General features: G+C 53.0%; 28 protein-coding genes, 8 tRNA genes, 1 rRNA gene and 1 riboswitch. Of the genes, 30 read left to right on the plus strand and 7 right to left on the minus strand.

Going from position 1 to position 26,364, the window contains the following annotated elements:
* The 29 genes from rrf to KNP60_RS00145 form a co-directional block, all read left to right on the plus strand.
* A 5S ribosomal RNA gene (gene rrf, locus KNP60_RS00005) occupies positions 1-87 on the plus strand; the annotation flags it as partial.
* Between the two features lie 8 nt (positions 88-95).
* Positions 96-170: transfer RNA gene (locus tag KNP60_RS00010), tRNA-Asn, on the plus strand.
* A gap of 6 nt (positions 171-176) precedes the next feature.
* Positions 177-251: transfer RNA gene (locus tag KNP60_RS00015), tRNA-Glu, on the plus strand.
* Between the two features lie 3 nt (positions 252-254).
* Positions 255-330, plus strand: a tRNA-Val gene (locus tag KNP60_RS00020).
* Positions 331-358: 28 nt separating this feature from the next.
* A tRNA-Thr gene (locus KNP60_RS00025) sits at positions 359-431 on the plus strand.
* Positions 432-437: 6 nt separating this feature from the next.
* Positions 438-521: transfer RNA gene (locus KNP60_RS00030), tRNA-Tyr, on the plus strand.
* 5 nt (positions 522-526) lie between these two features.
* Positions 527-599, plus strand: a tRNA-Lys gene (locus KNP60_RS00035).
* 8 nt (positions 600-607) lie between these two features.
* Positions 608-682, plus strand: a tRNA-Gly gene (locus tag KNP60_RS00040).
* A 15-nt stretch (positions 683-697) separates the two neighbouring features.
* A tRNA-Ala gene (locus tag KNP60_RS00045) sits at positions 698-773 on the plus strand.
* Positions 774-974: 201 nt separating this feature from the next.
* Positions 975-1,877, plus strand: a complete 903-nt coding sequence (rocF, locus tag KNP60_RS00050) for an arginase (protein ID WP_052090198.1) — start codon at positions 975-977, stop codon at positions 1,875-1,877.
* A 139-nt stretch (positions 1,878-2,016) separates the two neighbouring features.
* Complete coding sequence (gene sigW, locus KNP60_RS00055; protein ID WP_034779769.1) at positions 2,017-2,592, plus strand: RNA polymerase sigma factor SigW; 576 nt, start codon at positions 2,017-2,019, stop codon at positions 2,590-2,592.
* Positions 2,589-3,224 carry a bactofilin family protein gene (locus KNP60_RS00060; protein WP_034779766.1) on the plus strand — a complete coding sequence of 212 codons (636 nt, stop codon included), beginning with the start codon at positions 2,589-2,591 and terminating at the stop codon, positions 3,222-3,224. The genes sigW and KNP60_RS00060 overlap by 4 nt, the downstream gene beginning before the upstream one ends.
* A 135-nt stretch (positions 3,225-3,359) precedes the next feature.
* Positions 3,360-4,220, plus strand: a complete 861-nt coding sequence (gene cdaA, locus KNP60_RS00065; RefSeq protein WP_034779763.1) for a diadenylate cyclase CdaA — start codon at positions 3,360-3,362, stop codon at positions 4,218-4,220.
* Positions 4,221-5,501: a CdaR family protein gene (locus KNP60_RS00070; RefSeq protein ID WP_138858571.1), complete on the plus strand. Its 1,281-nt coding sequence runs from the start codon at positions 4,221-4,223 to the stop codon at positions 5,499-5,501.
* Between the two features lie 35 nt (positions 5,502-5,536).
* The gene (gene glmM, locus KNP60_RS00075) at positions 5,537-6,895 is read left to right on the plus strand and encodes a phosphoglucosamine mutase (RefSeq protein ID WP_034779759.1); all 1,359 of its coding nucleotides are present in this window, start codon (positions 5,537-5,539) and stop codon (positions 6,893-6,895) included.
* Between the two features lie 358 nt (positions 6,896-7,253).
* Positions 7,254-9,050: a glutamine--fructose-6-phosphate transaminase (isomerizing) gene (gene glmS / locus KNP60_RS00080; protein WP_214796430.1), complete on the plus strand. Its 1,797-nt coding sequence runs from the start codon at positions 7,254-7,256 to the stop codon at positions 9,048-9,050.
* A 217-nt stretch (positions 9,051-9,267) separates the two neighbouring features.
* Positions 9,268-10,449, plus strand: coding sequence for an MFS transporter (locus tag KNP60_RS00085; protein WP_214796433.1), 1,182 nt, complete (start codon positions 9,268-9,270; stop codon positions 10,447-10,449).
* A 152-nt stretch (positions 10,450-10,601) separates the two neighbouring features.
* Positions 10,602-11,162 (plus strand): hypothetical protein, encoded by a 561-nt coding sequence (locus KNP60_RS00090; protein WP_214796435.1) that lies wholly within the window; start codon positions 10,602-10,604, stop codon positions 11,160-11,162.
* Between the two features lie 131 nt (positions 11,163-11,293).
* Positions 11,294-11,854, plus strand: a complete 561-nt coding sequence (locus KNP60_RS00095) for a YdhK family protein (RefSeq protein ID WP_034779749.1) — start codon at positions 11,294-11,296, stop codon at positions 11,852-11,854.
* A 113-nt stretch (positions 11,855-11,967) separates the two neighbouring features.
* Entirely contained in the window at positions 11,968-12,447 is a 480-nt protein-coding gene (locus KNP60_RS00100) for a DUF2975 domain-containing protein (RefSeq protein ID WP_034779747.1), read from the plus strand.
* Positions 12,448-12,457: 10 nt separating this feature from the next.
* A complete protein-coding gene (locus KNP60_RS00105; protein WP_021065857.1) occupies positions 12,458-12,664 on the plus strand; it encodes a helix-turn-helix domain-containing protein in 207 nt (68 codons plus the stop codon).
* A 96-nt stretch (positions 12,665-12,760) separates the two neighbouring features.
* Positions 12,761-13,447, plus strand: a complete 687-nt coding sequence (locus tag KNP60_RS00110) for a DUF975 family protein (protein WP_214796437.1) — start codon at positions 12,761-12,763, stop codon at positions 13,445-13,447.
* Positions 13,448-13,515: 68 nt separating this feature from the next.
* Complete coding sequence (locus tag KNP60_RS00115; RefSeq protein WP_251131284.1) at positions 13,516-14,448, plus strand: NAD(P)/FAD-dependent oxidoreductase; 933 nt, start codon at positions 13,516-13,518, stop codon at positions 14,446-14,448.
* Between the two features lie 72 nt (positions 14,449-14,520).
* A complete protein-coding gene (locus KNP60_RS00120; protein WP_214796441.1) occupies positions 14,521-14,994 on the plus strand; it encodes a YfbM family protein in 474 nt (157 codons plus the stop codon).
* The gene (locus tag KNP60_RS00125; RefSeq protein ID WP_214796443.1) at positions 14,982-15,485 is read left to right on the plus strand and encodes a GNAT family N-acetyltransferase; all 504 of its coding nucleotides are present in this window, start codon (positions 14,982-14,984) and stop codon (positions 15,483-15,485) included. The genes KNP60_RS00120 and KNP60_RS00125 overlap by 13 nt, the downstream gene beginning before the upstream one ends.
* An 85-nt stretch (positions 15,486-15,570) precedes the next feature.
* Positions 15,571-16,014, plus strand: coding sequence for a MarR family winged helix-turn-helix transcriptional regulator (locus KNP60_RS00130; protein WP_021065862.1), 444 nt, complete (start codon positions 15,571-15,573; stop codon positions 16,012-16,014).
* Between the two features lie 3 nt (positions 16,015-16,017).
* Positions 16,018-18,672, plus strand: a complete 2,655-nt coding sequence (locus tag KNP60_RS00135; RefSeq protein ID WP_214796445.1) for an MMPL family transporter — start codon at positions 16,018-16,020, stop codon at positions 18,670-18,672.
* 102 nt (positions 18,673-18,774) lie between these two features.
* A complete protein-coding gene (locus KNP60_RS00140) occupies positions 18,775-19,059 on the plus strand; it encodes a putative quinol monooxygenase (RefSeq protein ID WP_214796447.1) in 285 nt (94 codons plus the stop codon).
* Between the two features lie 14 nt (positions 19,060-19,073).
* Positions 19,074-19,958 carry a VOC family protein gene (locus tag KNP60_RS00145; RefSeq protein WP_214796448.1) on the plus strand — a complete coding sequence of 295 codons (885 nt, stop codon included), beginning with the start codon at positions 19,074-19,076 and terminating at the stop codon, positions 19,956-19,958.
* 19 nt (positions 19,959-19,977) lie between these two features.
* Here KNP60_RS00145 and KNP60_RS00150 read toward each other — a convergent pair whose 3' ends face one another.
* The 6 genes from KNP60_RS00150 to KNP60_RS00175 all read right to left on the minus strand — a co-directional run bounded on the left by KNP60_RS00150 (position 19,978) and on the right by KNP60_RS00175 (position 24,578).
* Positions 19,978-21,807: an LTA synthase family protein gene (locus KNP60_RS00150; RefSeq protein WP_214796451.1), complete on the minus strand. Its 1,830-nt coding sequence runs from the start codon at positions 21,805-21,807 to the stop codon at positions 19,978-19,980.
* Between the two features lie 112 nt (positions 21,808-21,919).
* Entirely contained in the window at positions 21,920-22,318 is a 399-nt protein-coding gene (locus tag KNP60_RS00155) for a VOC family protein (RefSeq protein WP_214796453.1), read from the minus strand.
* A complete protein-coding gene (locus tag KNP60_RS00160) occupies positions 22,315-22,740 on the minus strand; it encodes a VOC family protein (protein ID WP_214796455.1) in 426 nt (141 codons plus the stop codon). The genes KNP60_RS00155 and KNP60_RS00160 overlap by 4 nt, the downstream gene beginning before the upstream one ends.
* Positions 22,741-23,252: 512 nt before the next feature.
* The gene (locus KNP60_RS00165; RefSeq protein WP_214796457.1) at positions 23,253-23,519 is read right to left on the minus strand and encodes a hypothetical protein; all 267 of its coding nucleotides are present in this window, start codon (positions 23,517-23,519) and stop codon (positions 23,253-23,255) included.
* 62 nt (positions 23,520-23,581) lie between these two features.
* On the minus strand, positions 23,582-24,070 hold the full coding sequence (gene thiW, locus KNP60_RS00170) for an energy coupling factor transporter S component ThiW (RefSeq protein ID WP_214796459.1): 489 nt from the start codon (positions 24,068-24,070) through the stop codon (positions 23,582-23,584).
* Positions 24,071-24,134: 64 nt separating this feature from the next.
* A riboswitch (TPP riboswitch) is annotated at positions 24,135-24,233 on the minus strand.
* Positions 24,234-24,257: 24 nt separating this feature from the next.
* Positions 24,258-24,578 (minus strand): hypothetical protein, encoded by a 321-nt coding sequence (locus KNP60_RS00175; RefSeq protein ID WP_214796461.1) that lies wholly within the window; start codon positions 24,576-24,578, stop codon positions 24,258-24,260.
* 42 nt (positions 24,579-24,620) lie between these two features.
* Here KNP60_RS00175 and KNP60_RS00180 point away from each other — a divergent pair, with 42 nt between their 5' ends.
* Positions 24,621-25,589: an aminoglycoside phosphotransferase family protein gene (locus KNP60_RS00180; RefSeq protein WP_214796463.1), complete on the plus strand. Its 969-nt coding sequence runs from the start codon at positions 24,621-24,623 to the stop codon at positions 25,587-25,589.
* Position 25,590: 1 nt separating this feature from the next.
* On the opposite strand, the gene KNP60_RS00185 is transcribed toward KNP60_RS00180, so the two are convergent.
* The gene (locus KNP60_RS00185) at positions 25,591-26,337 is read right to left on the minus strand and encodes a hypothetical protein (RefSeq protein WP_214796465.1); all 747 of its coding nucleotides are present in this window, start codon (positions 26,335-26,337) and stop codon (positions 25,591-25,593) included.
* Positions 26,338-26,364 lie beyond the last annotated feature (27 nt).

The following is a 26,364-nucleotide window of genomic DNA, read 5'->3' on the forward strand; positions in this document are numbered from 1 at the left end:
CGTTCCCATGCCGAACACGGAAGTTAAGCGCTTCAGCGCCGAAAGTAGTTGGGGGTCTCCCCCTGTGAGGATAGGACGCTGCCAGGCAAAATCGTTCCGCAATAGCTCAGTGGTAGAGCAACCGGCTGTTAACCGGTAGGTCGTAGGTTCAAATCCTACTTGCGGAGCCATATTAAGGCCCGTTGGTCAAGCGGTTAAGACACCGCCCTTTCACGGCGGTAACACGGGTTCGAATCCCGTACGGGTCACCATTTGGAGGATTAGCTCAGCTGGGAGAGCACCTGCCTTACAAGCAGGGGGTCGGCGGTTCGATCCCGTCATCCTCCACCATTTAATTTTAACCAATCAAACCATATATGCCGGTGTAGCTCAGTTGGTAGAGCATCTGACTTGTAATCAGAGGGTCGAGGGTTCGAATCCTTTCGCCGGCACTCCTTGGGGGGGTAGCGAAGTGGCTAAACGCGGCGGACTGTAAATCCGCTCCCTCGGGTTCGGCGGTTCGAATCCGCCCCCCCCCACCAGGTTTGAGCCATTAGCTCAGTTGGTAGAGCATCTGACTTTTAATCAGAGGGTCGCAGGTTCGAGCCCTGCATGGCTCATTTTTTATGCGGAAGTAGTTCAGTGGTAGAATACGACCTTGCCAAGGTCGGGGTCGCGGGTTCGAATCCCGTCTTCCGCTCCATATTATTCCCTTTAAGGGGCCTTAGCTCAGCTGGGAGAGCGCCTGCCTTGCACGCAGGAGGTCAGCGGTTCGATCCCGCTAGGCTCCACCATTTGTTTTTTTCTTAAGTTACTTATGACTTAAGTTTTTTTTTGCCTAAATCCATGAACCATTCACTTGAGAGTACAGAGAAAGGCAGCCTGCCACCATTCAGGCTGCCTTTTTGTATGTTTATTCATCATGTTGTGAAGTTGAACCACGACTTTGGTAGCGTTTACAATGAAGGTATTAAACGTTCAAGGGGGAAATGGGGATGAATTGGTCATATATTGAAGTACCGCTTCGCTATGGACAGGGGAAACATGGCGTAGAGCAAGGTCCATCAAAGTTACGCACACTTGGATTGGAGACATTATTACCGGCCTCAACGAAGCAACAGACGATTCGAGTGTTACCTGAATCTGAAATGATCAACAGTGAAGAGCATTTGAAACGCGTAGACGGGGTGTTATACACGGTCCAAGAACTGGCAGAAGTCGTCGATATCGAGATACAGGCGAAACGATTCCCATTGATCGTTGGGGGCGATCACAGCATGGCAATCGGGACGCTGGCGGGTCTTGCCAAAACAGGACCGTACGGCGTCATCTGGGTCGACGCACATGCTGATTTGAATACGGGAGAAACGTCTCCATCGGGCAATATTCATGGCATGCCGCTTGCTGCGGCGATGGGAATGGGAGATATTCGCTTGACTGAAGTCGGCGGACGTGAACCCAAACTCGCGCCTGAGCACTTGGTCTATATGGCGCTTCGAGACATCGATGAAGGTGAGATTCGAGAAATCAATCGTCTTGGCATTAAAGTCATCACGGTCGAAGAAATTCGGACGCGGGGCGTCGACGTCATGATGGAAGAAGCACTCGCTTATTTGCGCGCACGTGTCGATCGCTTCTATCTCAGTTTCGACATGGACAGCTTGGACGCGAAACTTGTGCCAGGTACCGGGACGCCGGTCGATCAAGGTCTGACGGCCGCGGAAGGAAAAGCGATCTTGGCCGAAGCGATGAAGGCAGACGATCTGATTGCGATTGAGTTGGTTGAATTGAATCCGGCGCTTGACCATGAGGATACGACGGCCCAGTTGGCGTTTGAGTTGTGCGAGACGATTTTGAAATCCAAAGAAAACCTGTTATTGGAAGGTGAAACTGTCTGATGACCTTACAGTTTCCAAGTCCCTTTGCTACAATGGACTTGGAAACTTTTTTTGTTGTTACGATTTTTTTGAAACCTACATAGAAAACGATTCGTATAGAAAGATGACCGCATAGGTTGCGGAGAGGGGAAGTGGATTGATGGAACGGCTGACCACCCGTTTAGTAGACGAATTGAGGTCGGGGAATCATGATTCGTTTGCTGAGCTGGTAGAACTGTACAAGGATGGTGTCTTTGCTGTCGCTTATAAGATATTATATGATCGTGGCGAAGCGGAAGACGCAGCCCAGGAGACGTTCATTCGGGCGTATACCCGGATTGATACGTACGATCCTCAGTACAAGTTCAAGACGTGGCTCTATCGCATTGCGACGAATGTCGCAATCGATCGTCTCAGAAAACGAAAGCCGGAGTATTCGATGGATGCCGAGATTGCGGGCACCGACGGCTTGACCTATCAGGACCATTTGGCTGATGAAGCACCCCAACCCGATGCCCAAGTCGTTCATCGCGAAATTCGAGGCGAGATGCATGAAGCGATCAAGCAGTTGCCCGATAAGTATCGGATCCCGCTCCTGCTGAAGTACGTGGATGATTTATCGCTCAAAGAGATCAGCGTCATGATCGATATGCCGGTCGCTACGGTTAAAACAAGGATCTTCCGGGGAAGAGAAATGTTAAAGACAATCTTTCAAAACAGGGAGGGGTTCAATTGACTCCTGAAGAAAAAGTACAACAATATTTGGAAGATGGCATCCTGCCCGAAGAATCTGACGAACTACGTCACTTGTTGGAGGACGACGACTTATATGAAGCGTACCTTCAATACGAACGAATAGATGCCGAACTGAAGGCCTTACCACGGCCGAAACTATCCGATGATTTTACAGCCCGTGTGATGGCATCTCTACCGGACGCGAAAGCACGGGTCGAGGTCACACCGGTGACTCGATTTGAAGAAAAAGTCCAGACGAAACGCAAACCACCATCCAAATGGATGACGTGGTTCCGTAAGCATCCAGGACTGATGGCAGCCGCCTTATTCTTCAGTTTGATGTCGAGCGCGACGCTCGGCCTATGGAACGAATCGACAGAGACGATGACGTACACGAAAGTGCCGGGCATCGTTGTCACGTCAAACGAGGTCGTTATCCCGGAAGGCGTTACCGTCGAGCGGGATATCACGGTCCAAGGCGGGGACCTTCGAATTGAAGGGACCGTCAATGGGAACGCGACGGCTGTAAATGGTCGGGCTTATCTGGCTAGCGCTGGAGAAGTCACGGGAGAACTTGAGCAGATCGATCGGATGTTTGAGTGGATGTGGTATTCGTTCAAACAAATCTTCTAACGGAGACGCCGGAGACGGCGTCTTTTTGTGTTCGTTTCAATCTGGTTTCGTTTTATTGTCTAGCGATGCGCGGTTTCGGAAATGTGATATAATGTAATTTGCACGAATTGGCTAGGTAGTTGAGGAGGGGAGCATTTGCCGCTACTTGAACAGGTATCATTCTTATCATTTTTTAGTCTTTCAGAGAACGTACATTGGTACGATTATTTGAATGACGTTTTAGATATTGTCGTCGTCACGTATGTCATCTATAAATTGATGATGATTGTACGTGGGACAAAAGCGGTCCAATTGATTAAAGGGATTTCCATCATCCTTGTCAGCTGGTTCCTCAGTGGGTTCTTTGGGTTGAAGACGTTACAGTTCTTATTGAATCAAATCATCACATATGGACTACTTGGGATCATTATCATCTTCCAACCAGAACTCCGAAGAGGACTCGAGCATTTAGGACGAACAAGTAATTTGTTCGGCCGAACGAGCACGAGCGATGAGGATAAGCAACGTCAAATGATCGAAGCGATCGTCAGTTCGGCGCAATACATGTCAAAACGTCGCATCGGCGCATTGATTGCGATTGAACGCGATACGGGCTTGAATGAGTACGTCGAGACCGGGATTCGCATGGATTCGCACATCACATCACAACTGATTATCAACCTGTTCATTCCGAACACCCCGCTGCATGACGGGGCGATGATTATCCAGGACGGGAAAATTGCGGCCGCGGCTTGTTATTTGCCGTTGTCCGAGAGCCCGCACATCGATAAAGCGTTAGGGACACGACACCGGGCCGCCATCGGGGTCAGTGAAGTGACTGATAGCGTGACCCTCACCGTCTCTGAAGAAACAGGCGCCGTGTCACTCGCGATTGCCGGTCGTCTGTATCGAGAGTTGGATGAGGAGGCACTTCGCAGTAAGTTGATCCAAGAACTCGTTATTGAAGAAAAAGAGACGACGCTCTCGTTCTTTAATAAAAAAGGGGGGGACAAGTAAGTGATTGATCAGTGGTTACAACATAAATGGTTTCTCCGCATCATCGCACTTGCTTTAGCCATCCTGCTTTATTTCATGGTCGCCGAAACGAGTTCGTCGACCAACTCCACGAATGCCCTCCCGATCGTCGGACAAAGTTCGATGACGCTCGACGTTCCCGTCGAAGTGTTCTTCGATGAGGTGCAGTACGTGGCATATAACGTTCCAGAAGAAATGAACGTTGAACTTCAAGGACCATCTAGCAGTTTAACGATGACGAAATTGGTGAAAGATTATCAAGTCTTCGTCGATTTAACGAATCTCGGGACCGGTTTCCACCGTGTTCCGGTTGAGGCACGCGGCTTTGGCGGAGACGTCAACGTCAAGCTCGAACGGGATACAGTAGAAATCTACATCGACCGTAAACAGACAATTGAAGTTCCCGTATCGGTCAACCTTTTGAACAAAGAGCAGTTGCCAGAAGGGAAAGTGGTCGGTGACGCCGATATTGAACCGGCAACGGTGAAAGTCTCGGGCGGTGCCAGTCGGATTCAAAACGTCAAAGAGATCACGTTGAACGTCGATGTCGCCAACCAAAGTCAAACGTTCACGCGAGAATTGACGCCGACGATTTTAGATGCGAACGGCAATCCGCTCAACGTGACTGTTGAACCGAACATCATCAGTGTGTCGGTCCCGGTCTACGAACAAAGTGCCGTCTTCCCGATCGAAGCAGTCACGACTGGTGAAGTGGCCGACGATTACAGACTTGTCGATACGTTGCTTGAAGAGACGGAAGTCCGTGTCTTTGCGCCACAAGACGTGCTCGATGCGATCGACACCGTGGAGACAGAGCCGATTGATTTAGACGGCATCGACAAGACCGGGAAAGTGACCGCCAATCTCGCTTTGCCAGAAGGCGCTTCATCGCTTGCGACAAAGCAAGTGGAAGTCCAATTGCTCGTCCGGGCTGCAGATGAGACACGAGACGACACAGGCGAATTGACGGAACGGGTTCGCTTGACGGTCCCTGTGACCGTGCGGGGGTATGACCGGACCAACTTTACGCTCCAAGCTCCTGAAGTGATTGGAGTGACGTTGTCCGGGAAGCGATCCCTGTTGGAAAACATCACGTCGAACAGCGTGAGTGTGACCTTGGATTTGACAGGTCTCCCGAGCGGACTGCATGGGGTCGACGTCGATTATGAAGTACCAAAAGGTGTGACCGTCGTCTCACCGAAAACGATCGACATTGAGTTGACGAGTGTCGATGAACAAACCGAAACGTCCTCGATTCAATGAGGCGTTCAATCATACAAAAGTGAGGAATTGAATTCATGGGTAAATATTTTGGAACTGATGGAGTCCGCGGTGTCGCGAACTCAGAATTGACAGCAGAATTAGCATATCGTTTAGGTCGTGCGGGCGGCTACGTGTTATCGAAACACCTGCCAGCCGGCGAACAGCCGAAAGTTTTGATTGGCCGTGACACACGCATTTCAGGCCACATGCTTGAAGGTGCACTCATCGCGGGTCTCCTATCAATCGGAGCCGAAGTGATGCGTCTCGGCGTCATCTCGACGCCAGGTGTCGCTTATTTGACGAAATCGCTTGATGCAACAGCCGGTGTCATGATCTCGGCGTCGCACAACCCAGTCGCGGATAACGGCATCAAGTTCTTTGGTAGCGACGGCTTTAAACTCGATGACGCGACAGAAGCGGAAATCGAAGCAATTTTGGATGCGGCGGAAGACACGTTGCCACGCCCGGTCGGGAAAGACCTCGGCTTTGTCTCGGATTACTATGAAGGTGCACAGAAGTACCTTCAAATGTTGAAACAGACGGTCGACGAAGATTTCGACGGTCTCCATATCGCCCTCGACTGCGCCCATGGTGCGACGAGCGGATTGGCAGCCCGTTTATTTGCTGACCTCGAAGCGAACGTCTCGACGATCGGGAACTCGCCGAACGGCTTGAACATTAACGAAGGTGTCGGTTCGACTCACCCAGAGCACTTGGCGCAATTCGTTCGTGATAAAGGAGCGGACATGGGTCTCGCTTTTGATGGCGATGGCGACCGCTTGATTGCGATTGATGAGAACGGCGATATCGTCGACGGCGATAAAATCATGTACATTTGCGGGAAGTACTTGAGCGAGAAAGGTCGTCTCAAAGACAACACGATCGTTGCGACGGTCATGAGTAACCTCGGATTCCATAAAGCTGTTGAAGATGCTGGTATGACGGCGCTTCAGACGGCAGTCGGTGACCGTTACGTCGTCGAAGAGATGAAAAAACACAACTACACACTCGGTGGCGAGCAGTCGGGTCACCTCATCTTTCTCGACCACTCGACGACAGGAGACGGTATGCTCTCTGGCGTTCAACTCGCCCAAATCGTGAAGACGACAGGCCGCAAGCTGTCAGAACTCGCGGCTGAGATGCCGGTCTATCCACAAAAACTCGTCAACATCCGTGTCACGGATAAGAATGAAGCGATGAACGGCGACCGTGTGCTCGCGACGATTCAAGAAGCGGAAGCAGAAATGAACGGCAACGGCCGTATCCTCGTCCGCGCCTCTGGTACGGAGCCGCTCGTACGCGTCATGGCGGAAGCACCAACTTCGGAAGAATGTGACCGTTATGTCGAACGAATCGCACAAGTTGTCCGCGAAGATTACGGCTTAGAAGGATAATTCTGTCGAAATAGGGAATAAAACAAGGGAATCCGTCCTCGGGTTCCCTTTTTGTTTCCGTTTTGTCACTGTGAAATTATGTGATTTTCTTGACGAATGGAGGTGTGATTTGTACTATTAAGAGCGTGACCTTAGAAACGGAAGGACACCCAGTACGAAACAAGCGCCAGAACTCTTCGGAGTTGACGAGGTTGGAGGTTATCGAGTTTTCGGCGGATGCCTCCTAGTCGCCTGTCACGACTACAAGCAAACCCTCAAAACGCCCGGGCGACCGGACGGCCAAAGGGGAGCGCGTTGACAGCTCTTAGAAAAAGCCCGTTTCCTTTTTCGAGAAATCGAATATAGAGGAGATTTTTGTATGTGTGGAATTGTAGGAATGATTGGGAATACCGGAGCGAAGGAAATCCTTCTCAAAGGTCTTGAAAAACTCGAGTACCGCGGTTACGACTCGGCAGGTCTTGCTTTGATGCATGATAACGTGAACGTGCATAAAGAAGTCGGCCGGATTGCTGCGCTACGCGAAGTCGTCCCAGCAGAAGTAGATGGCACGATTGGAATCGGCCACACACGATGGGCAACACACGGGGTGCCGAGCGTGCCGAACGCCCACCCGCACCAGAGCACGACGGGCCGCTTCACGCTCGTCCACAACGGTGTCATCGAGAACGACGAACAGATCAAGGCGACACTTGACGTGCCGTTCCTCTCGGAGACGGACACGGAAGTCATCGTCCAGTTGATGGAGAAGAACTTCGTCGTGCTAAATGACGTCGAGGCAGCGTTCCGCAAGACGTTGTCTGAGCTCCACGGCTCTTATGCGATCGCGATGATCGACTCGGAGGACAAAGAACGCCTCTATATCGGCAAGAACAAGTCACCACTCCTCGTCGGACTCGGCGACGGCACGTTCAACGTCGTGGCGTCTGACGCGATGGCGATGCTCCAAGTGACGGACCAGTACCTCGAGCTCCACGACGGCGAGATCGTCATCTTGACGCGCGAATCGGCGACGATCAAGACACTCGACGGCGACGTCCTCGAACGTGCCCCGTATACGGCCGAGATCGATGCGTCAGACATCGAGAAGGGCACGTACGCGCACTACATGTTGAAGGAGATGGACGAGCAACCGGCCGTCATCCGCAACATCATCCAGCACTACCAGAACGAGAACGGTGACATCGAGCTCATGGAAGGCGTGCGCTCGCTCGTCTCGGAAGCGGACCGCATCTATATCGTCGCCTGTGGTACGAGCTACCACGCTGGTCTCGTCGGCAAGCAATTGATCGAGCGCGTCGCAGGTGTGCCGACAGAAGTGCACGTCGCTTCAGAATTCGGTTACAACATGCCGCTCCTCACGGAGAAGCCGTTGTTCCTCTTCATCTCACAATCAGGTGAGACAGCGGACAGCCGGGCCGTCCTCGTCGAAGTGAAGAAGCGCGGTTACAAGGCGCTCACACTCACGAACGTTGCCGGTTCGACGCTCTCACGTGAAGCGAACGAAACGATGCTCCTCCACGCCGGTCCGGAGATCGCGGTCGCATCGACGAAAGCATACACGGCCCAAATCGCCGTGCTCGCCATCCTCGCCTACGACATCGCTCGTGCGAACGGCAAAAAGCTTCCGTTTGACCTCATGACAGAGCTCGCGCGTGTCGCGACGATCATGGACTCGGTCATGGCTCAAAAAGAAATCTTTGAGCAATTGGCAGACAAGTTCTTGAAAGAGTCACGCAACGCGTTCTTCCTCGGTCGCGGCATGGACTCATACGTCGGTCTCGAAGGAGCCCTCAAGCTCAAAGAGATCTCGTATATCCAAGCGGAAGGCTACCCAGGTGGTGAGCTCAAGCACGGACCGATCGCCTTGATTGAAGACGGCACACCGGTCATCACGCTCGTCTCGCAACCGAACACGCACCTCAACATCCGTGGAAACATCAAGGAAGTTGTCGCCCGTGGCGCCGTTGCTTGCACGATCTCGATGGAAGGCATGGAACACGAGAGTGATTCATTCGTCTTGCCGCGTGTCGAGCCACTGCTCACGCCGCTCGTGACGGTATTACCGCTTCAACTCATCTCGTATTACGCGGCTCTTGCGCGTGATTGCGATGTCGACAAGCCACGTAACTTGGCGAAATCAGTCACAGTCGAATAAACGGTAGGCCAAGATCTTTCGGGATCTTGGCTTTTTTTGTTGTGATTTACGTCATGCGAACCGGCTTGTATACTGAAGGTATAACGACTAAGGAGAGAACGCCATGCGAATCCAACTAGTTAACACATTCATCCTGCCGGAGGACGTGCGTTCATAAGTTGGCCACCTCCTCCGATGATTCACTGTATTGGAACAAACTATCGGAGGAACCATACAATTGAAGATTCAACAGCTTTACTATGCGGTCACGAGTTCGCGCTCGCTCATCATACAGATGGTGTTCACGTTGAACGCCATCTATTATGTGACGACCGCCGAGTTGAATGCGTTACAACTCGTCTTGATCGGAACGATTTTAGAAGTATCAATTTTACTATTCGAGCTGCCCACCGGTCTCGTCGCCGATTTATATGGGCGGAAGCGGTCAATGGTCATCGGCATCGGTTTGATTGGATTGGCCCATTTGCTAGAAGGGGGCATCCCTGAATTTTGGGCCATCGCGGTCGCGTCAGCGCTATGGGGTATCGGCTGGACGTTCATCAGCGGGGCCGAACAGGCATGGATTGCCGATGAGATGGGGAATGACGGGTTAGAACAAGTGTTTTTGCGAGGCGCTCAATATAGTTCGCTCGGCCGCTTCGTCGGAATTGGGCTTGCCGTGCTCCTCGCCGAAGTCACGTCCGTCCAAACGACAATCGTGCTCGCCGGTGGGATGTTGGTCATGCTCGCGATCATCGCATGGCGCGTCTTGCCAGAGACGCGGTTCGAACCGATCACGCGGGCCGATACGTCGAACCTCGTGCAAGCAAAACGGACGGTTCGGGACGGATACACCCATATCCGTGGCAATTCGATTCTCGTCGGCTTGGCTGCCATCACGCTCGTCTGGGGTCTCGCTAGTGAAGGATTCGACCGGTTATGGGGCGCGCATTTGATTGAGACGTTCCAGTTGTCGGAACAGACGGCCGTGTATTGGTTCGGCTTGTTCTATGCCGTCGCGTTTCTACTCAACATGTTGGTGTTGAAAGGTGTCGAGCTATACGTCAAAGGACGCTATGCGACGACCTTGTTTTGGTTCAACGTGTTGCTCATCGTTGCGATGCTTGCTTTCGCTTTGGTCGGACAGTTTTGGGTGGCCGTGTTGCTGTATTGGACGATTGCGGCACTGCGCAACGTGCACTACCCGCTTATGAGCGTCATGACGAACGAGCGGCTCCCGTCGAAAGGCCGGGCGACGATTTTGTCGATGTTCGGTCAGGTCGACGCGTTCGGTCAAGTCGCCGGGGGACCGTTGATTGGACTGCTCGCCCTGTACACGTCGATTCAAGGAGGGCTCGGGGCAGCGGCGCTCTTGCTCCTCCCGATGTTGGTTTTCTTGAGAAAAATCAAGCACCATTGAGGCAAAGACCGTCCCGTGATTCGTTCGGGGACGGTCTTTTTGTGACGATGTGAGGAATTCTACAGTCAAGCGCCATATTAAATGATAGAACTCGTTTGATTATTAGAAAAGTGGTCAATAGGATAGTAGAGCATATAAAGGGGATGAACATCATGAATATTGTTCATGGAGGTCACCGGACGCATTGGGCAATCGGGTTGTTGATCGGTTTAGGGTCGTTCCTGCTCAGCAGTTTCCTCTTCAGTCTCTTTATTGAAACCGGTGTGCTCGTCACGTTCCTCACCGGTGTCGTCGGCAGCGTCCTGTTGTTCTTATTGCTCGGTCACCGTGAACACTTGATTCGAAATGTCGGATTGAGCACGATTGGCATGGTCGCCGCCATCTTGCTCGGGTTTGCGGTCGGCGAAACGTTCACGGCCATCTTCCCATCACTCGGTGACACGTACGGAAACACGGCATTCTTGATTATGGTGACGACGGCCTTCGGTACGATGCTCGGTGTCATCGTGTACGGGAAGAAGGCACTCGGCTTCTTCCTATTGGCCAGCTTCGTCACGGCACTCGTGTTGACCGTTTTGATTGAAGTCACGAACGTGATGCAAGGCCAATTTTGGCAAGGGGTCGATTTGAATTACGTGCTCATCGTGACGACAATCGGAGCGGTGGCCGGTTTCGCGCTCGGACTATTCGAGGATGTGAAGCATGCGCATTAATTAAAAGATCGCCGCGAGGCGGTCTTTTAATGTGTCAAAGCGATAACAAATCATCGTATCGGTCTCAAAAACGTCTCATCACCTTAGTAGCAGGGTAACGTATACACATAAAGACGTAAGGGAGAGATTCGATGAGACAGAAAAAATGGATGACGGGTTTGAGCGCGATGTTGCTCGCGACGACTTTGGCAGCTTGTGGGGATGCCGAGGAGGAGCAGACGAGCGATTCGACAGAAGAACATTCGGACCATTCGATGATGGACCATTCGGGATCAGGAGAGGTGCCGAGCGGGTTAAGTGAAGCGACAGATCCGACGTTCCCGGTCGGGTCGACCGCGATGATGACGGCCGACCACATGCCGGGCATGGATGGCACCGAAGCGACAATCGTCGGTGCATATGACACGACCGTCTATTCGGTTTCTTATACCCCGACGGATGGAGGTGACCCGGTCGAAGATCACAAGTGGGTCATCCATGAAGAACTCGACAATCCAGGTGAGGCACCGTTAGAAGAAGGGACCGAAGCCACTCTGGCCACGGACCACATGGACGGGATGGACGGCGCCGAGGCGACGATTGATTCGGCCGAACAGACGACGGTGTATATGGTCGACTTCACCACAAACGACGGGGAAGACGTCACGAACCATAAATGGGTCACAGAGGATGAACTCGAAGCCATGAACTAAGGATGAACCTCAGAGAAATCTGAGGTTTTTATTTATTTACGATGATTATTTATTGATAAACGATAAAAGTGAGGTTATGATGAAGCTATCAAACGAAGTGAGGTGGCTTCATCATGAAACGAGAGACGGTTTTTTTACGGCTGGCCGTATTCGTTCTGGCTGTCCCGATTGTGGCGGCCTGCTTGTTTTTGCTTCCGTACATTTGGCGCGAGGCGGTCGAGAGCGGGAGTTGGATTGAGGACTCGATTCGCCCGATTGTGATTGGCATGTACGTATCGGCCATCCCGTTCTTCCTTGCGCTGTTCCAAGCGTTCATGTTGCTACGGTTGATTGACCGCGATGAAGGGTTCTCGTATCGGGCTGTCCAATCACTCCGCATGATCAAGTATTGTGCGTTGGCGATCACGGCCGTTTATATCGGGACGCTCCCGTTCTTCTACTGGTTCGCCGAGCGAGATGATGCGCCTGGATTCCTTCTCATCGGGCTTGTCTTTGTGTTTGCCGCGTTCGTCGTCGCCGTATTCGCGGAACTGTTACAGAAACTATTGAAGCGTGCCATCGACATGAAGCAAGAAAATGATTTGACGGTCTGAGGTGAGATAGATGGCGATTATCGTAAATCTTGACGTAATGTTGGCGAAACGAAAGATGAGTGTGACCGAGCTGTCTGAAAAAGTGGGCATCACAATGGCAAACTTGTCGATTTTAAAGACGGGCAAAGCGAAAGCGATTCGTTTCTCGACGCTCGAAGCAATCTGTCAGGCGCTCGACTGTCAGCCGGGCGACATTTTAGAATATCGGGAAGAGTGATGGACAGGGCGAGCGCCCTGTTTTTTTGTGGAGTTTGAAACATTTTCCATCACGTTGCGTATAAGACAGGAAAGACGAACGAAAAGGGGAAACGAGATGATTCAGACATGGAATGAACGGGCGCACAAAGCGTTAAAAGGAAAGGCAGGGCTATTACTCATCTGGTCGTTCGCCTGCTCTGTGATGTTAGAATTGGGGTTGATGGCAGACCCGACTTATTACGGTTTGACGGTGGAGTCACTGCCGCTGACCGTGCTCAGTTTAGGTGGCATCTTAGTTTATATCGCCCTTTATCCGGTTAACGTCGGATACAGCTGGCTCATCTTAAAGACGGTACGAGATCAGCCGATTCGCTGGAGTGATGTGTTCGACCCGTTTCGTCACCGTTATGGAAAACATTTGCTCGCAACAATTCTCGTCATATTGTTCCAAGTACTATGGACATTGTTGCTAGTCGTACCAGGAATCATAAAGTATTTCTCGTATGCGTTCACGTACTTCATCTTACGCGACGACCCAGAACTGTCTGCTACAGAGGCAATCACAAAATCGAGAACGATGATGCGCGGACGAAAGTGGGATGCGTTCAAACTCATTATGCCATTCGTTCCGATGTATCTAGTCGGTTTGATTTTTTATATGCAACTTGATTTAGTCGTCCTCGGGTCATGGATTTTCCTTGTCGCACTAGCACTCATCCGCCCGTTCATCGTCAGCCGTTTCGCCGTCATGTATGAAGACGCGCGTATCGAGTATGACGAGCAGTGGAATCGCTCGGCGTGAAGCGCATCGGTTCCGGCGTATGAGTCCTCGGGCATGATACAATCTTCCTGACAGAAGGGGGAATGGACATGAACATCGGTATTATTGGTGCCGGACTGAGCGGGATTGTCGCAGCACGCGATCTTGTGCGTCACGGCCATACAGTTGAATTGATTGAGAAGAGTCGGAGCGTCGGGGGACGCTTGGCGACGAGGCGGATCGGAGACGGCAAAGCCGATCACGGGGCGGTCTATTTCACCGTACGAGGGGAAGAACTCAAACAAGATGTCGCCGACTGGCAGACGAGAGGGTGGGTCAACGTGTGGTACGCTGACCCGTATCCGCGCTACGTCGCCGTCGACGGGATGAACGCCTTGGCCAAACGGTTGGCCGACGGGTTGCCCGTCCATTTGAACGAGCGGGTCGAGACGGTCACGACACGAGATGGTCAGGTCAGCGTCCAGACGGATGTGACGACGCGACAGTATGACCGTCTCCTCATCACGTCGCCGCTCCCGCAGACGCTCGACTTGCTCGCAGATTTTCCGGTCGATGCGGCGTTACGTGAATTGACGTACGCCCCGACGTTTGTCGGTTTGTTCGAATTGGCAAGCGATACTCCCATCGGTCCGGACGGGATTCTCGATACAGACTTGGCGCCGGGTATCTTGAAAGTCATCAACAACCGCCAAAAAGGCATCTCGGCGACCGAACTCGTCAGCGTCTATATGGACGAGTCGTGGAGCGAGGAGTGGTATGCACGAGCGGACGAAGACACGCTTCGTGAAATTGAGCGCCTGTTGCAAACGGTGACAGGGTCGGCGGTGATTCAATCGAGGCAGTTGAAACGGTGGCGCTATGCGCAGGCGACCGACGTCTGGAACGAGCCTTACCATCGATTGCGGGACGAGCCGATTTTCTTGGCCGGTGACGTCTTCCTCGAGCCGGATGACGCTTCAGGCCGGACTCGGTTCGAGAGCGCGTACGTCTCAGGACTCCGTGTCGCGGAAGCGATGCGCTAAACCTTCTTCGGAAGGTTTTTTTCATGACCGTGCCGAATAGTCAGACATATGAATTGGAGAGGGGAATCAGACATGGGGATGGTTGGCGCATACATGCGGGTATCGGTCGAAGAGTTGACAGCACTGCTTCAAGAGCCGAAGCGTTTCGAGCAACTGTTAGAAGATGAGGAACGACAGACCGATATCGATAAGGCGTGGCACGGTCTTTACTTTTTATTGACCGGGGCGACCGATTTGAACGAGATCGACCGTCATTCGCTCGGGAAGGCAGTCTTCGGAGGGGATGTCATCGACGAAGAGACGGGCATCGCCTATTTGATGCCGGGAGAAGTGGAGGACTTGTCGCCCCGACTTCAATACATCGAGCTGGAGGCGCTAGAAGCGCGCTACGACGTCGCGACGATGAACGAGCAGGAACTGTACCCATTTGAACGGGAGTGGGGACTCGAGGAAAAACAGTACTTATTGGACCAGTTCGATGAGTTGAAACGTGTCTTCGCCCAGGCGTCGAGACGGCGGGAGGCGCTCGTCACATGGATCGGGTAAGCGTAAAGGCGTTACGTCTTCAAGATGAGGCGTTGCTGTATGAGTTCGAGTGCGAGAATCGCACGTATTTCGAGCGTTCGGTTCCGAGCCGAGGCGACACCTACTATGAGCCGGAATCATTCCATCAGGCGTTGCAGCAACTATTGAGCGAGCAGACGAACAGGGACGGGTACTATTACTTGATTTGGCGCGACGACACAATCGTCGGGCGTCTGAACGTTCATCATACCGATGCCGACACTGGCGAGGTCGGTTACCGGGTCGGAGCGGGGCATGGGGGACGCGGGTATGCCACGGCGGCCCTGCGACAATTGTTGACGTTCAAGTTGCCTGGATTCAATCGATTGAGAGCCGAGACGACAAGCGACAATGTGGCGTCCCAACACGTATTAAGGGGTGCCGGTTTTATCCGTGACGGCGAGGTACGACAGATAGAATGGGAAGGACGAACGCTGACGTTTTATACGTATGTATATCCACTCGACCGATGAAGGAGCGACTTCATCGGTCATTTTAGTTGACCGCTCTTAGTTTAGGGCATAAACTATCTTTATCTAGTTTAGGGGGTAAACCAAAATGAAAGAATTGATGCGGGAGGCTGTCCAGTTGTTCGAAGAGGTCATGTTCCAAGGTGCGGAGCATGTCATCGAGGCGATGGACGGGGACGTCTGGCATGACTATTCGCGGGAACAACTGCAGCTGCTCAAGCTGCTCGAACAGTTCGGTCCGATTCAAGCCGGCCAGTTGGCCCAAAAACAAGGAGTTCATAAGAGCGCCGTCTCCAACCGGTTAAAAAAGCTCGTCGACAAAGAGCTCGTCGTCAGTCGACGCGGGCATGACCAGCGCGAGCGGTTGATTGAGTTGACGGAAGCCGGACATCGCATCGTCGAAGAAGCGGATGCGGCCGTCTACCGTTACGTCGAATCGTTGCTCGACGGAAACATCGAAGAGACAGAAATCGAACAGTTCGTCCGGACGTTCCGGAAAATTAAACAGCTGCTTCGAATTGGGGAGGAATAACACGTGCATAAAATCATCCAATGGCGCTGGGGCATCTTAATCGGTCTCATCGTCTTGACGGCTGCCTTGTTTGTGGCGGCCCCGAACTTGACGAAGCAGGCCGAACAAGCCGGCAGCTTCCAATTATCCGAGGACATGGATTCGCAGCGGGCGCAGGACATCTTGAACGCCGCCGGGAAGAGCGATAAGACGATCTCGCTCGTCTATGAGTTCGAAACGCTCGGTGACGCCGAACGGGCCGATATTTCCCGGGTCATCGACGAGATGAAACAAAACGACACGGTCGTCAAAAACGTACTCGACCCGTTTGAAAGTGAAGAGACGGAAGCACAGCTCGTCTCGGAGGACGGCGGCATCGTGCTCGTCCCAATCACGGTCGAAGGGTCGATGGAAGACATCAACGCCTTTGCGGACGACGTGCGGGCGAACATCCTCCCGGAAGACGAGACCGTCTACATCACAGGTGAAGAAATCATCAACAACGATGTGAACTTGAGTGCGCAGGAAGGCTTGAAGAAGACGGAAATCATCACGGTCGTGCTCATTTTTGGACTGCTCCTGCTCGTGTTCCGCTCAATCGTGACGCCATTCATCCCGCTCATCGCGGTCGGATTCACGTATTTATTGAGCCAATCGTTCGTCGCATTTTTCGTCGATTGGTTTGGCTTCCCGGTCTCGAACTACACGCAGATTTTCCTCGTGGCCATCTTGTTCGGGATTGGAACTGACTATTGTATTTTGCTGCTCAGCCGGTATAAAGAAGAGCTCGGCGCGGGCCACGCGATTGAAGATGCCATCGTCAACACGTACAAAACGGCAGGGCGGACAGTCCTCATCAGCGGTCTCGCCGTGTTCGTCGGCTTTGCGGCTATCGGTTTCGCCGATTTCCCAATCTTCAAATCAGCCGTCGCCGTCGCGGTCGGGATTGCCGTGCTCTTGCTCATTCTCTTCACGGTCGTGCCGTTCTTTATGGCGACGCTCAAGCATCGTTTGTTCTGGCCATCGAAGAAGGCGGGCGAACATCACGACAGCCGTCTCTGGGCCGGATTCAGCCGTCTGTCGGTCAATCGACCGTTCGTTTCGATTCTCGTCGTCGCGTTGATCACCGTACCGGTGTTGTTCACGTACGACGATGCCCGGTCGTTCAATACGGTCGATGAGATCGGTGACGATTATGATTCCGTGCGCGGTCTCAACTTGATTTCAGAAGGATTCGGACAAGGGGAGTCGCTCCCGGTCCAAGTCATTTTGAAACAAGCTGGAGCGTTGTCCGAAACGGATATCCCGTACATCGAGAAATTCTCGAGTGAACTGGAAAACATCGATGGGGTGAGCGGCGTCCGTTCGGTGACGCGTCCGACCGGTGACGTCATCGATGACTTTTACGTCGACACCCAGCTCGAACAAGTGAGCGCAGGACTGACGGAAGCCGAGACTGGTCTCGGTGACGTCCAGGACGGACTCGCGCAAGTCGAATCTGGGCTTAACGCCGTCGTTGGCCAATTACCGGCCGGTTCAACGAACGCCGGCGCCCCGCTCGCGGAAGCGGCAGCGGGACTTGGTCAATTGAACGCTCAGCTCGGTCTGATTGGCCAAGGACTCACGGCGACGCAAAATATTCCTGCGACCGTAACGCAGCTCGGGCAAGTGTCGGCCGGTCTCGGTCAAATCGAGGCAGGCATTAACGAGGCAGCATCTACGTTGACGACACAAGGCGCCCAAGCCGGAGAACTCGGAACGGGTCTCGGACAACTCGCCGCGGGTGTCGGTGAAGCGAACGCAGGGCTCGCTCAAATCGAGACCGGTATCAATGAAGCGGCGGCATTCCTATCAGACCTGAGTAGCTCGGACAGCCTGCGCGATACGGGCGTCTATCTACCGGAAGGGACGCTCACGTCAGAGGAGTTCGCTCCAGCTGTCGAACGCTACGTATTTGACGACGGGACGGCGACACAGCTCGAGGTCATCCTCGAGATGGACCCATATTCGCCGGAAGCGATTGACACGGTCGAGACCGTGAAAGCGACGATGGACCGGATCGTCACCGATACGCCGTTCGCGGATGCGACAATCGGATATGCCGGTATCTCGAGTATTAACAGCGACTTGAATGAGACGTCGACGAACGACTTCAATCGGACGGTCGCCATCATGCTCGTGACGCTGTTCATCGTCTTGACGATGTTGTTCCGTTCGATGGTCATGCCGCTCTATATGATCGGCTCGCTCTTACTGACGTATTACACGTCGGCGGCCATCACGGAGCTCATCTTCGTCGAAGGACTCGGTTATGACGGCATCAGTTGGGCCGTTCCGTTCTTCGGGTTCGTCATGTTGATCGCCCTCGGCATCGACTATTCGATTTTCCTGCTCGATCGGTTCCGCGAAGAGTCGATCAACGGGATGACGGTTCGCGATGCGCTCGTCCATTCGATGACGAAGATGGGGACGGTCATCATGACCGCGGCCGTCATCCTCGCCGGAACGTTCGGGGCGATGATCCCGTCTGGCGTGCTCAGTCTCGTCCAGATTGCGACGATCGTTATCACCGGACTGTTGTTATACGGATTGATTGTGTTGCCGCTGCTCATCCCTGCGATCACGGTATCGTTCGGGGACGGAGTATGGTGGCCGTTCAAACCGAAACAGAAGAAGTAAGCACAAGCGGGTGTCTCCTCATGAGACGCCCGCTTTTTGGGATAGATCGGATGCGTTTAGGGAACAGGTGAACGAATAGACTTTTAGAAGGAGGAATCGCATATGGCAATTACAATCACCGCTATCTTGAAGGCACATCCTGGGAAAGAAGACGAGTTACGGCAAGCGCTCGATGAGGTCATTCCTCCGTCGCGACAAGAGGAGGGGTGCCTGACGTATGTGCTCCATGAGTCAATCGATGCCCCGGGCACGTTCGTGTTCTATGAAAAGTACGAAGACGAGACGGCGCTTGACCATCACATCAACTCACCGCATTACCAAGCATACCGAAAGACAGCTGAGACGCTACTCGCCGTCCGTGACGTGTATCGTCTGCGTGAAGTCTGAAAGGAGAAAGGATTATGATTACTCAACCGATTATCCCGTGTATTTGGTTCGAAGGCGACGTCGAGGCGATTGCGGAGTGGTACGTGTCGAGATTTCCTGATTCATTCGTCGACTATACGACGAAACTGAGCGATACGCCTTCGGGTGAGACGACGGTTGTGACCGTCTCGCTGGCGGGACAATTCTTTCAACTGCTCGGGGCGGGTCCGTTGAAGGAGCGGAACCCGTCTATCTCGTACATGGTCACGTTCCCGACGGCAGAAGAAGTCGAGACGTTGTGGGGTAAACTTGTGGACGGGGCCGAGGTGCTCATGCCGCTCGACGCGTATGATTTCAGCGAGCGCTACGGCTGGTTGACAGACAAGCACGGTGTCTCCTGGCAAATCATGCATAGCGGCGGGATGGACATCCAGACGGTGACTCCGTGCTTCTTGTTCGTCGGAGACGTGTTCGGTCGGGCCGAGGCGGCGATGAACGACTGGATTTCCATCTTCCCGGATTCGTACGTGCTCGAAGACCATCTGATCCGTTACGAAGCGGCAGACGGCCTAGAGTTAGAAGGAAAGCTCAATTATGCCCGTTTCGTCTTGTCCGGACGCGAGTTCGTCGCCATGGACAGCGCGGAAAATCATCAATTTGCGTTCAACGAGATGCAGTCGCTGATCGCATTTTGTGAGTCGCAAGCCGAGATTGACGAGTACTGGGCCAAGCTGTCGGCCGTCCCGGAAGCGGAACAGTGCGGCTGGCTTCAAGACCGGTATGGTGTCTCCTGGCAAATCGTGCCGTGGGAGATGGAAGAGATGCTGACGACCGGTACAAAGGAGCAGTTGGCGCGAGTGACGCAAGCGTTCTTGCCGATGAAGAAAATCGATGTCGCCGCGTTACGAAACGTCTACTGACAAAAACAAGCCGTCCCGATTATTTCGGGGCGGCTTGTGCGTCGTTTTGTTGAAAGTCGGACAGTGCGTCTTTCACGACGATCGTATCGGATAAACGGAGTTGTTCGACGGCTTGATCAATATATGGTTCGCATGTTTGAAGCGGCAAGTCATCGCCGGTCTCGACCGAATAACACATGCCGCTGCCGACCGGCTCTGTCAAATCCGGGACGAAATAAAGGTCGTCGTAGCGGAACGAGCCGTTCCGGAACACGGTCAAATTGGGCTCATCGTCGAGAAGCGAACTTCCAAGCATGTACGTCGGTGTCATCCCGAGCAAATCGAGGATGGTCGGGGCCAAATCGACTTGACCGCCGCTCGCCTGCACCGTCTGACCTCGTTCGAGTCCTGCCGGTTTGATGAATAACGGGACGGAGCGATCGAGCTGGAACAAATCGACCGTGGAGTCGGCATCTGCATTTACGGCCATCTCGTCACCGGCAGCGGTCAATCCGCTGTCGTGGTCGCCATAAAAGACGACCAAGGCGTCGTCCCACTTTTCGTCCGCCTTCAGTCGTTCGACCATGAGACCGACGGCGGCATCGCTGTAGTGGACGGTGTGATAATAGTCTTGGAGGAGCGGGTCCTCGTATTCCGATAGATCCAACCGTTTCTCCTCGTCCGGAATCTCATACGGCGTATGGCTCGTCAACGCGACCATGAAGGAATAGAACGGCTCGTCCAACGTGTCCAAGTGGTCGACCGATGTCGTCAGGAACTCCTTGTCGCCGACGGCCATACCGATGACCGGATCGGCCGGATAATCGTCTTGGTGGAAGAAGTGGTTGTAGCCAATCTGCTCATAGAAGTTGGCACGATTCCAAAACTCCTTGTCGAACGCATGCATCGCGGCCGTATCATAGCCGGCTCGTCGTAACTGCTCAGGCAAGGCGTCAAACGTGTTCGTCGCATACTGCGTATACACCGAACCTGATTTGACGGGATAGAGCGAGGCGTTGACGGTGAATTCCGCATCAGACGTCCGGCCCTCGTGCGTCTGATGATAAAAATTCGGGAAATACAGCATCTCATCACGGAGCGCATTCAGATTCGGCGTCAGTTCTTGCCCGTTGACCGTCTGGCCGATCACGGACGCTTGGAACGACTCGAGTTGGACGACGATGACGTTCGTATCCGCTGTGGTGTCAACTGGTTCGGTCGCTAACGCTTCGATTTGGTTGCGCTCCCGTTCTGTCAGGTCGCCACCGAGATGAAGGGCGTCCTGAATGCCGCGGAATGCATCGAGGCCGTGATAGCCCCAAAAGCCGAGCTGATAATACTCGCGCATATTTGAAATCGGGCTTTTCCGGTGATCTGTTTCGGCGTAATGAACAACGGTCGGGACGGTAAAGACGATGAAGCCGACAAGAAAACCGGCGACCGCCAAACGGCGACCGAGAGATTTCGATTCCAAGACCGGCTGTCGTTTCATATAGACGAGGATGGCCGCGTAGACGAGCAAATCTGTGAACAAGATGAAGTCGGGTGCTTGAATCAATGTCAAAAATCCGCCCCCGACGTCTCCCATCTGGCCGATATCAGACAGTAGGGCGACCGACAGCAAGTTGCCGAAATAGCGGTAGTACCAGACGTCCGAGATGAGTAGCGTGCTGTGCAGAAACAGCGACGCGAACAAAATCCAGCGACGTGTCTGCGGTTTTACGAGTAGCGCCCAACTCGTCATCATCAAGATGGTCGCGAGGTTGATGAATAGAAAAGGTAGGTCGAACGCGCTCGCCGTCAACAGACTGAATAGGAACAGCTTGGCGAGGGAGAGCGATAAGTAACTCCAATAATCGAGATATTTCATGAGAGGCCTCCAAATGGTACGGACAAAGTGTGTTCTCTGTCATGTACCTGTTCGACGACGGCGAAAAACATGAGGGTGTGCGAATCCAATAAAAAAAGTGAGGCTCGTGGCCTCACTTGATGACAAACGTGTCCCGGAGCTCGATAATCGTGCCTTCCGGGGCTTTCAGTTTACTCAAATGACCGTCGACGACGAAGTAGATGTTCCCGCCGTGTTTCGGTAAGAACGTCACGCCAAGGTCCTCAAGGCGCCGCACTTCGGTTTCGAGATCATCGACGTACAAAGCGAAGTGGACCGGACCGGCCGCATGCTTCGAATACGGTGACAACGTCTCATCGACTTTCGCCGTTTGGAGCTCGATATAAAAGTCGCCAAGTTTGAGCCAGCTGTTGTACGCGCGCGTATGAAAGTCGGGCGACTCTTGAACGAGCTCGAAGCCGAGCGCCTCATAAAATCGTTTGGACGCCTCATAGTCGGGCGTCTGGATGCAGAGATGGTGGATTTGTTTCATTGGGTCTGTCCTTTCAATTGTGCTTGTCTAATCTGGTCTCGATGGAAGGGCGAATCGGCTGATTCTGACGTCAGACTGATGACGTTGCCATCCGGGTCCAATACATCAAAACAACTCATCCCGCCAAAATCTTGAAGTCGGCCAGGTTTCAAGCCGGCGCGTTCAAATGTGTCATGGATGGATTGAATGTCGTCGCAGACGATGTTGAAGCTGACGTGTTCGTCACCGTTTCGGTCGCTGAACGTCGTCGAAGCAACGTTTTTCGTTTCAATCAATCCGAGTTGGGTCGCCCCGTCTGGGAAATGGACGCCGATGCCACCTTCCCAACGTCCGATTTCAGATATGTGAAAGTGGGTTTGATACCATTCCAATGATCGGATTAAATTTGTTACAGGAATAAAGATACTGCCGATACGAAACATCGCTTTGCCCCCCTTATTTTCTTTCAGTTTAGCGAACGGCTCACTGAAAATATAGGTGGGAAGAAACTTTTTGAGCTGTGATTTTTATGAACAAGGTAAGGAGATAATGATAATGCAAATTCACTAAAAATCGAAGGAAGAAGACTAGACCCGGTTCAACTTACAACATCACTAACGTATTGAGTAGTAAGAAAAGAAGGAAACCAGCGCCTGAAAAGATTAATACGCCTAATAATATGTTCCCTTTTTCGTCTTTAAATTTTTTGACATACAGCACGGAAAAAATAAGCAGTACCGCCAACAGAGTGGTCAAAGAAAGAAAGAGCAATGTAATCGAGTGATTCGATATGATTCCAAAATTGAAAAAGAATTCAGAGATGAAGATGAATAGAAAAATTAAAGTCCCGACTAACAATGAGTAAAAATAAGGATTGCGATTAATGTCCATAACTAAACACTCCTTCTTCACTAGAGTTATAAAACCATCACATCACGTCAAACAGGGACAGCCGTCATAAATCGGCCGTCCCTGCTTTTGTGGTCGTTGTGGGTTGGACAGCGTTGCCCGCCATAAAAAAGAGGACGATGGCGGCCACCCCGAAAATCGAGATGAACACATTTTGGAGCAGCACATCGACGAACATCGGCTCGCTCGAGAACGTACCCGTCGCAATCTGGGCATTCCAGCGAGTGAACGTGGCAATCCGTTCGAGCGTGTACAACAGACCGGACATGAACAGGCAGGCGGTGGCCGCCAGTATTAGCGTCAATCGATTCAAGAAAGGACCTCCCTAATTGGTATATCCTGATTTTACCATTTACTATCAGTCGGAGGAAGGACTTATCGATTCACCGTGAGCGGTCGCAATTGCTTGACCCGCGCCAAGACGATCCAGCCGAGAAGAGCACCGGTTACACTCGAGGCGAGGAAGGCCGGGAAGAAGAACAGTGCCCCGAACTCCGTTCCCATCAAGATTTTGGCATACGGGACGGCGATGAGCGAGGCGATGATTCCGGTCCCGAGGACTTCGCCGAAAGCGGCGAAGGCGACGCGGTTCGTCTTCATATAGAAGACCCCGGCCAAAAGCGCCCCAATCATACCTCCGGGAAAGGCCAAGAGCGACCCGGTACCGGTCATGACACGGACGATTCCGGTCACGAACGCAACGAGAACGGCCCCGATCGGCCCGACGGTGACGGCGGCGATGACGTTCACCATATGTTGAATCGGATAGGCACGGGCGACACCGGTCGGAATCGAGATGAACAGGGAACCGATGACGGCGATGGCGATGAGCATCGCCATCCAAGTGAGTTGTTGAATACGCATAGATAGTCTCCTTTCAAAATGAAAACGCCACTTCTCCAAGTGGAAAAGTGGCGTGGAAAGACAGACGAATCCCACACCACTTCCCTACGCTGGTATGAGCCAGATCAGGTTCGAAGGGTCCGGCGCATGCCGTCTCAGCCCGAAGGCTCCCCTAGTGGTCGTTTATTAACATGAGTATAGCATACCGTCATTTGACGCGGTCGAGCTTTCGTGGTCGGAACGTGACATAGATGATGCCGACGAACAGACCGTACAACAAAAGGGAGAAGACGAGATTGATCAGCCACGGGAGTGTCCCCATGAACACGGCGACGGACGCGTTTTGAAACCAGACGAGCGAGAGCGACAGCCCGACAAAGCTGAGAACGAGCGTTGTCCAAAAGCCGACATCTCGGCGCTTGAACAGACGCCAAACGAGCAGCCCGATGATGAGACTGACGATGGCCGTCGCCCCTAAGTACATATACAAGATGGCATCGACCGGGTATGAGTAATATACAACGTCCATATCGTTTCCTCCTAGGAGATGATGAAAGAAAGGGTGAACAGGATGAGACAGGCAATCCCATGGCGTGACCGATCGTTTCGTGAACGGTTCGAACGATGGATTGAGGCAAACGTGCCGAATGCGAGGTGGCACGTGATCAAAGATACCGATTTGACGTACTTGCTTGTTGGCGCGCTCGATGAGGAACGTTACTACGCCAAAGCGGTGACCGATATCAGCCGCGGCGAGGCCGGATTGTCGGCGTTTCTGGCCGAGCGGCATCCTGATTTCGTGCCTGACGTCATCGCCATCGATTCAGCCCGGAACTGGTTGCTCATGCGAGGCATCGGCGGAGAGGCGCTACGTGAACGGCCGGACGTGAGTCGATACGAAGCGGCGTTGCGTCAATACGCACAGCTGCAGCGACAGGAGATCGACCAGATCGAGACCTACTTGTCTTACGGCATCCCGGACCGCCGACCGGCCAAGTTGAAGGACGAAATCCGCACGTATTTACCTGAGCTCTGCGCCGGGCTCGAGCGATACAAAGCCGAGGCCATGCTCGCGCTTCAAGATGAATTGATCGCCATGTGCGATGAGCTGGCGACCGGGATGCCGATGAGTCTCGAGCACGGTGATTTGCACGGCGGCAACATCTTCTGGCGGGAACGGACGAATGATTTGTGTATCCTCGACTGGGGCGACGCGACCGTCACGCATCCGTTTTTCAGCGTGCGCGTGTTTTGGAACGCGCTGTACGACTTATTGCCGGAAGAAGCCGAGGTCGCCTGGTATGAACAGATTCAAACGATGCGTACGGTTTATTTGGAAGCGTGGAGCGGCGTCGCATCCAAGGACGTGCTTTGGCGTCACTTGTTGATCGCTGAAGAGCTCGGTTGCGTCTATCGGGCCTTGTCGTGGCATGTGTACGTGACGAGATACCGGTACGACGTAGCTGAGTCGAGCGATAAGCCGGCGCAATGGCTCAACTTGCTACTCGAGTACCGGGACTTGAAACGACGTGTCCGATAAGTCATTCATACTTCTCGAGTAGGTTTTCATAATCCGTCTCGCTCCAAAACAGTGGGGCAATCGACTCCGGCCCTTTGAAGATCTCACCGTCTCGGTCGTAGACGATGGCGTAGCCGCCTTCGACTTCAAAGACGATCAAGTCGGCCTTCACTTCCTTGACCCCGTTTCCCGCGATGATCACGTTCTCGAGCGGATCGCGCGCCAGTTGTACGCCCCATTCGTCGAGCTCGACGATGAGCGCGGACGTGTAGGCGTGGCGATTATAGAGCGCCTGAAACTCGTCTTCGGTCAAAACGACGTCCGTCGGTGGGGCACTCGTCCCATATTTTCGTTTCTCGATTTCTTCGACGAATTGAAGGAACGATGCTTCTTGCCAAAACAGCGGCGCGACCGACTCGGGACCGTTAGCGATGTCCCCGTTCTCGCTCTCATAGACGGTGGCGTACGTGCCGTCATCGAGTTTGAACGGATGAATATCGGCGTATGTATGCTGGATGCCGTCGCCGGCGATGACGACGTGCTCGAACGTCTCGCGGAACGGGGTGAGTCCATCGTTCTCGAGTGCCTTCAAGAGCGGCGGGACTTTTTCATATTGGTCGAAGACGTCTTTAAAATCTTCTCGCGTCCAAGCGGTGATGTCTTCGGACGACGGTTCATTTGTATCGGCCGGGACGATGGGTTGCTCAACGGAATCGGTGCACCCGGTCAGCAAAAACACACTGAATCCGAGTAGGCCTAGGCGTTTCATCAATCAAACCTCCTAAGAAAGTTACAT

It is taken from the genome of Exiguobacterium sp. s5 (assembly GCF_018618075.1).
GTDB lineage: Bacteria > Bacillota > Bacilli > Exiguobacteriales > Exiguobacteriaceae > Exiguobacterium > Exiguobacterium mexicanum_A.

Coding starts and splice junctions, on each gene's coding strand:
- KNP60_RS00180 (WP_214796463.1), top strand. CDS start 24,621: ATGAGACAGGCAATCCCATGGCGTGACCGATCGTTTCGTGAACGGTTC.
- KNP60_RS00100 (WP_034779747.1), top strand. CDS start 11,968: ATGAAACGAGAGACGGTTTTTTTACGGCTGGCCGTATTCGTTCTGGCT.
- thiW (WP_214796459.1), bottom strand. CDS start 24,070: ATGCGTATTCAACAACTCACTTGGATGGCGATGCTCATCGCCATCGCC.
- KNP60_RS00105 (WP_021065857.1), top strand. CDS start 12,458: ATGGCGATTATCGTAAATCTTGACGTAATGTTGGCGAAACGAAAGATG.
- glmM (WP_034779759.1), top strand. CDS start 5,537: ATGGGTAAATATTTTGGAACTGATGGAGTCCGCGGTGTCGCGAACTCA.
- KNP60_RS00145 (WP_214796448.1), top strand. CDS start 19,074: ATGATTACTCAACCGATTATCCCGTGTATTTGGTTCGAAGGCGACGTC.
- KNP60_RS00185 (WP_214796465.1), bottom strand. CDS start 26,337: ATGAAACGCCTAGGCCTACTCGGATTCAGTGTGTTTTTGCTGACCGGG.
- KNP60_RS00110 (WP_214796437.1), top strand. CDS start 12,761: ATGATTCAGACATGGAATGAACGGGCGCACAAAGCGTTAAAAGGAAAG.
- sigW (WP_034779769.1), top strand. CDS start 2,017: ATGGAACGGCTGACCACCCGTTTAGTAGACGAATTGAGGTCGGGGAAT.
- KNP60_RS00140 (WP_214796447.1), top strand. CDS start 18,775: ATGGCAATTACAATCACCGCTATCTTGAAGGCACATCCTGGGAAAGAA.
- KNP60_RS00120 (WP_214796441.1), top strand. CDS start 14,521: ATGGGGATGGTTGGCGCATACATGCGGGTATCGGTCGAAGAGTTGACA.
- KNP60_RS00090 (WP_214796435.1), top strand. CDS start 10,602: ATGAATATTGTTCATGGAGGTCACCGGACGCATTGGGCAATCGGGTTG.
- KNP60_RS00130 (WP_021065862.1), top strand. CDS start 15,571: ATGAAAGAATTGATGCGGGAGGCTGTCCAGTTGTTCGAAGAGGTCATG.
- KNP60_RS00095 (WP_034779749.1), top strand. CDS start 11,294: ATGAGACAGAAAAAATGGATGACGGGTTTGAGCGCGATGTTGCTCGCG.
- KNP60_RS00150 (WP_214796451.1), bottom strand. CDS start 21,807: ATGAAATATCTCGATTATTGGAGTTACTTATCGCTCTCCCTCGCCAAG.
- KNP60_RS00125 (WP_214796443.1), top strand. CDS start 14,982: ATGGATCGGGTAAGCGTAAAGGCGTTACGTCTTCAAGATGAGGCGTTG.
- KNP60_RS00175 (WP_214796461.1), bottom strand. CDS start 24,578: ATGGACGTTGTATATTACTCATACCCGGTCGATGCCATCTTGTATATG.
- rocF (WP_052090198.1), top strand. CDS start 975: ATGAATTGGTCATATATTGAAGTACCGCTTCGCTATGGACAGGGGAAA.
- glmS (WP_214796430.1), top strand. CDS start 7,254: ATGTGTGGAATTGTAGGAATGATTGGGAATACCGGAGCGAAGGAAATC.
- KNP60_RS00115 (WP_251131284.1), top strand. CDS start 13,516: ATGAACATCGGTATTATTGGTGCCGGACTGAGCGGGATTGTCGCAGCA.
- KNP60_RS00155 (WP_214796453.1), bottom strand. CDS start 22,318: ATGAAACAAATCCACCATCTCTGCATCCAGACGCCCGACTATGAGGCG.
- KNP60_RS00160 (WP_214796455.1), bottom strand. CDS start 22,740: ATGTTTCGTATCGGCAGTATCTTTATTCCTGTAACAAATTTAATCCGA.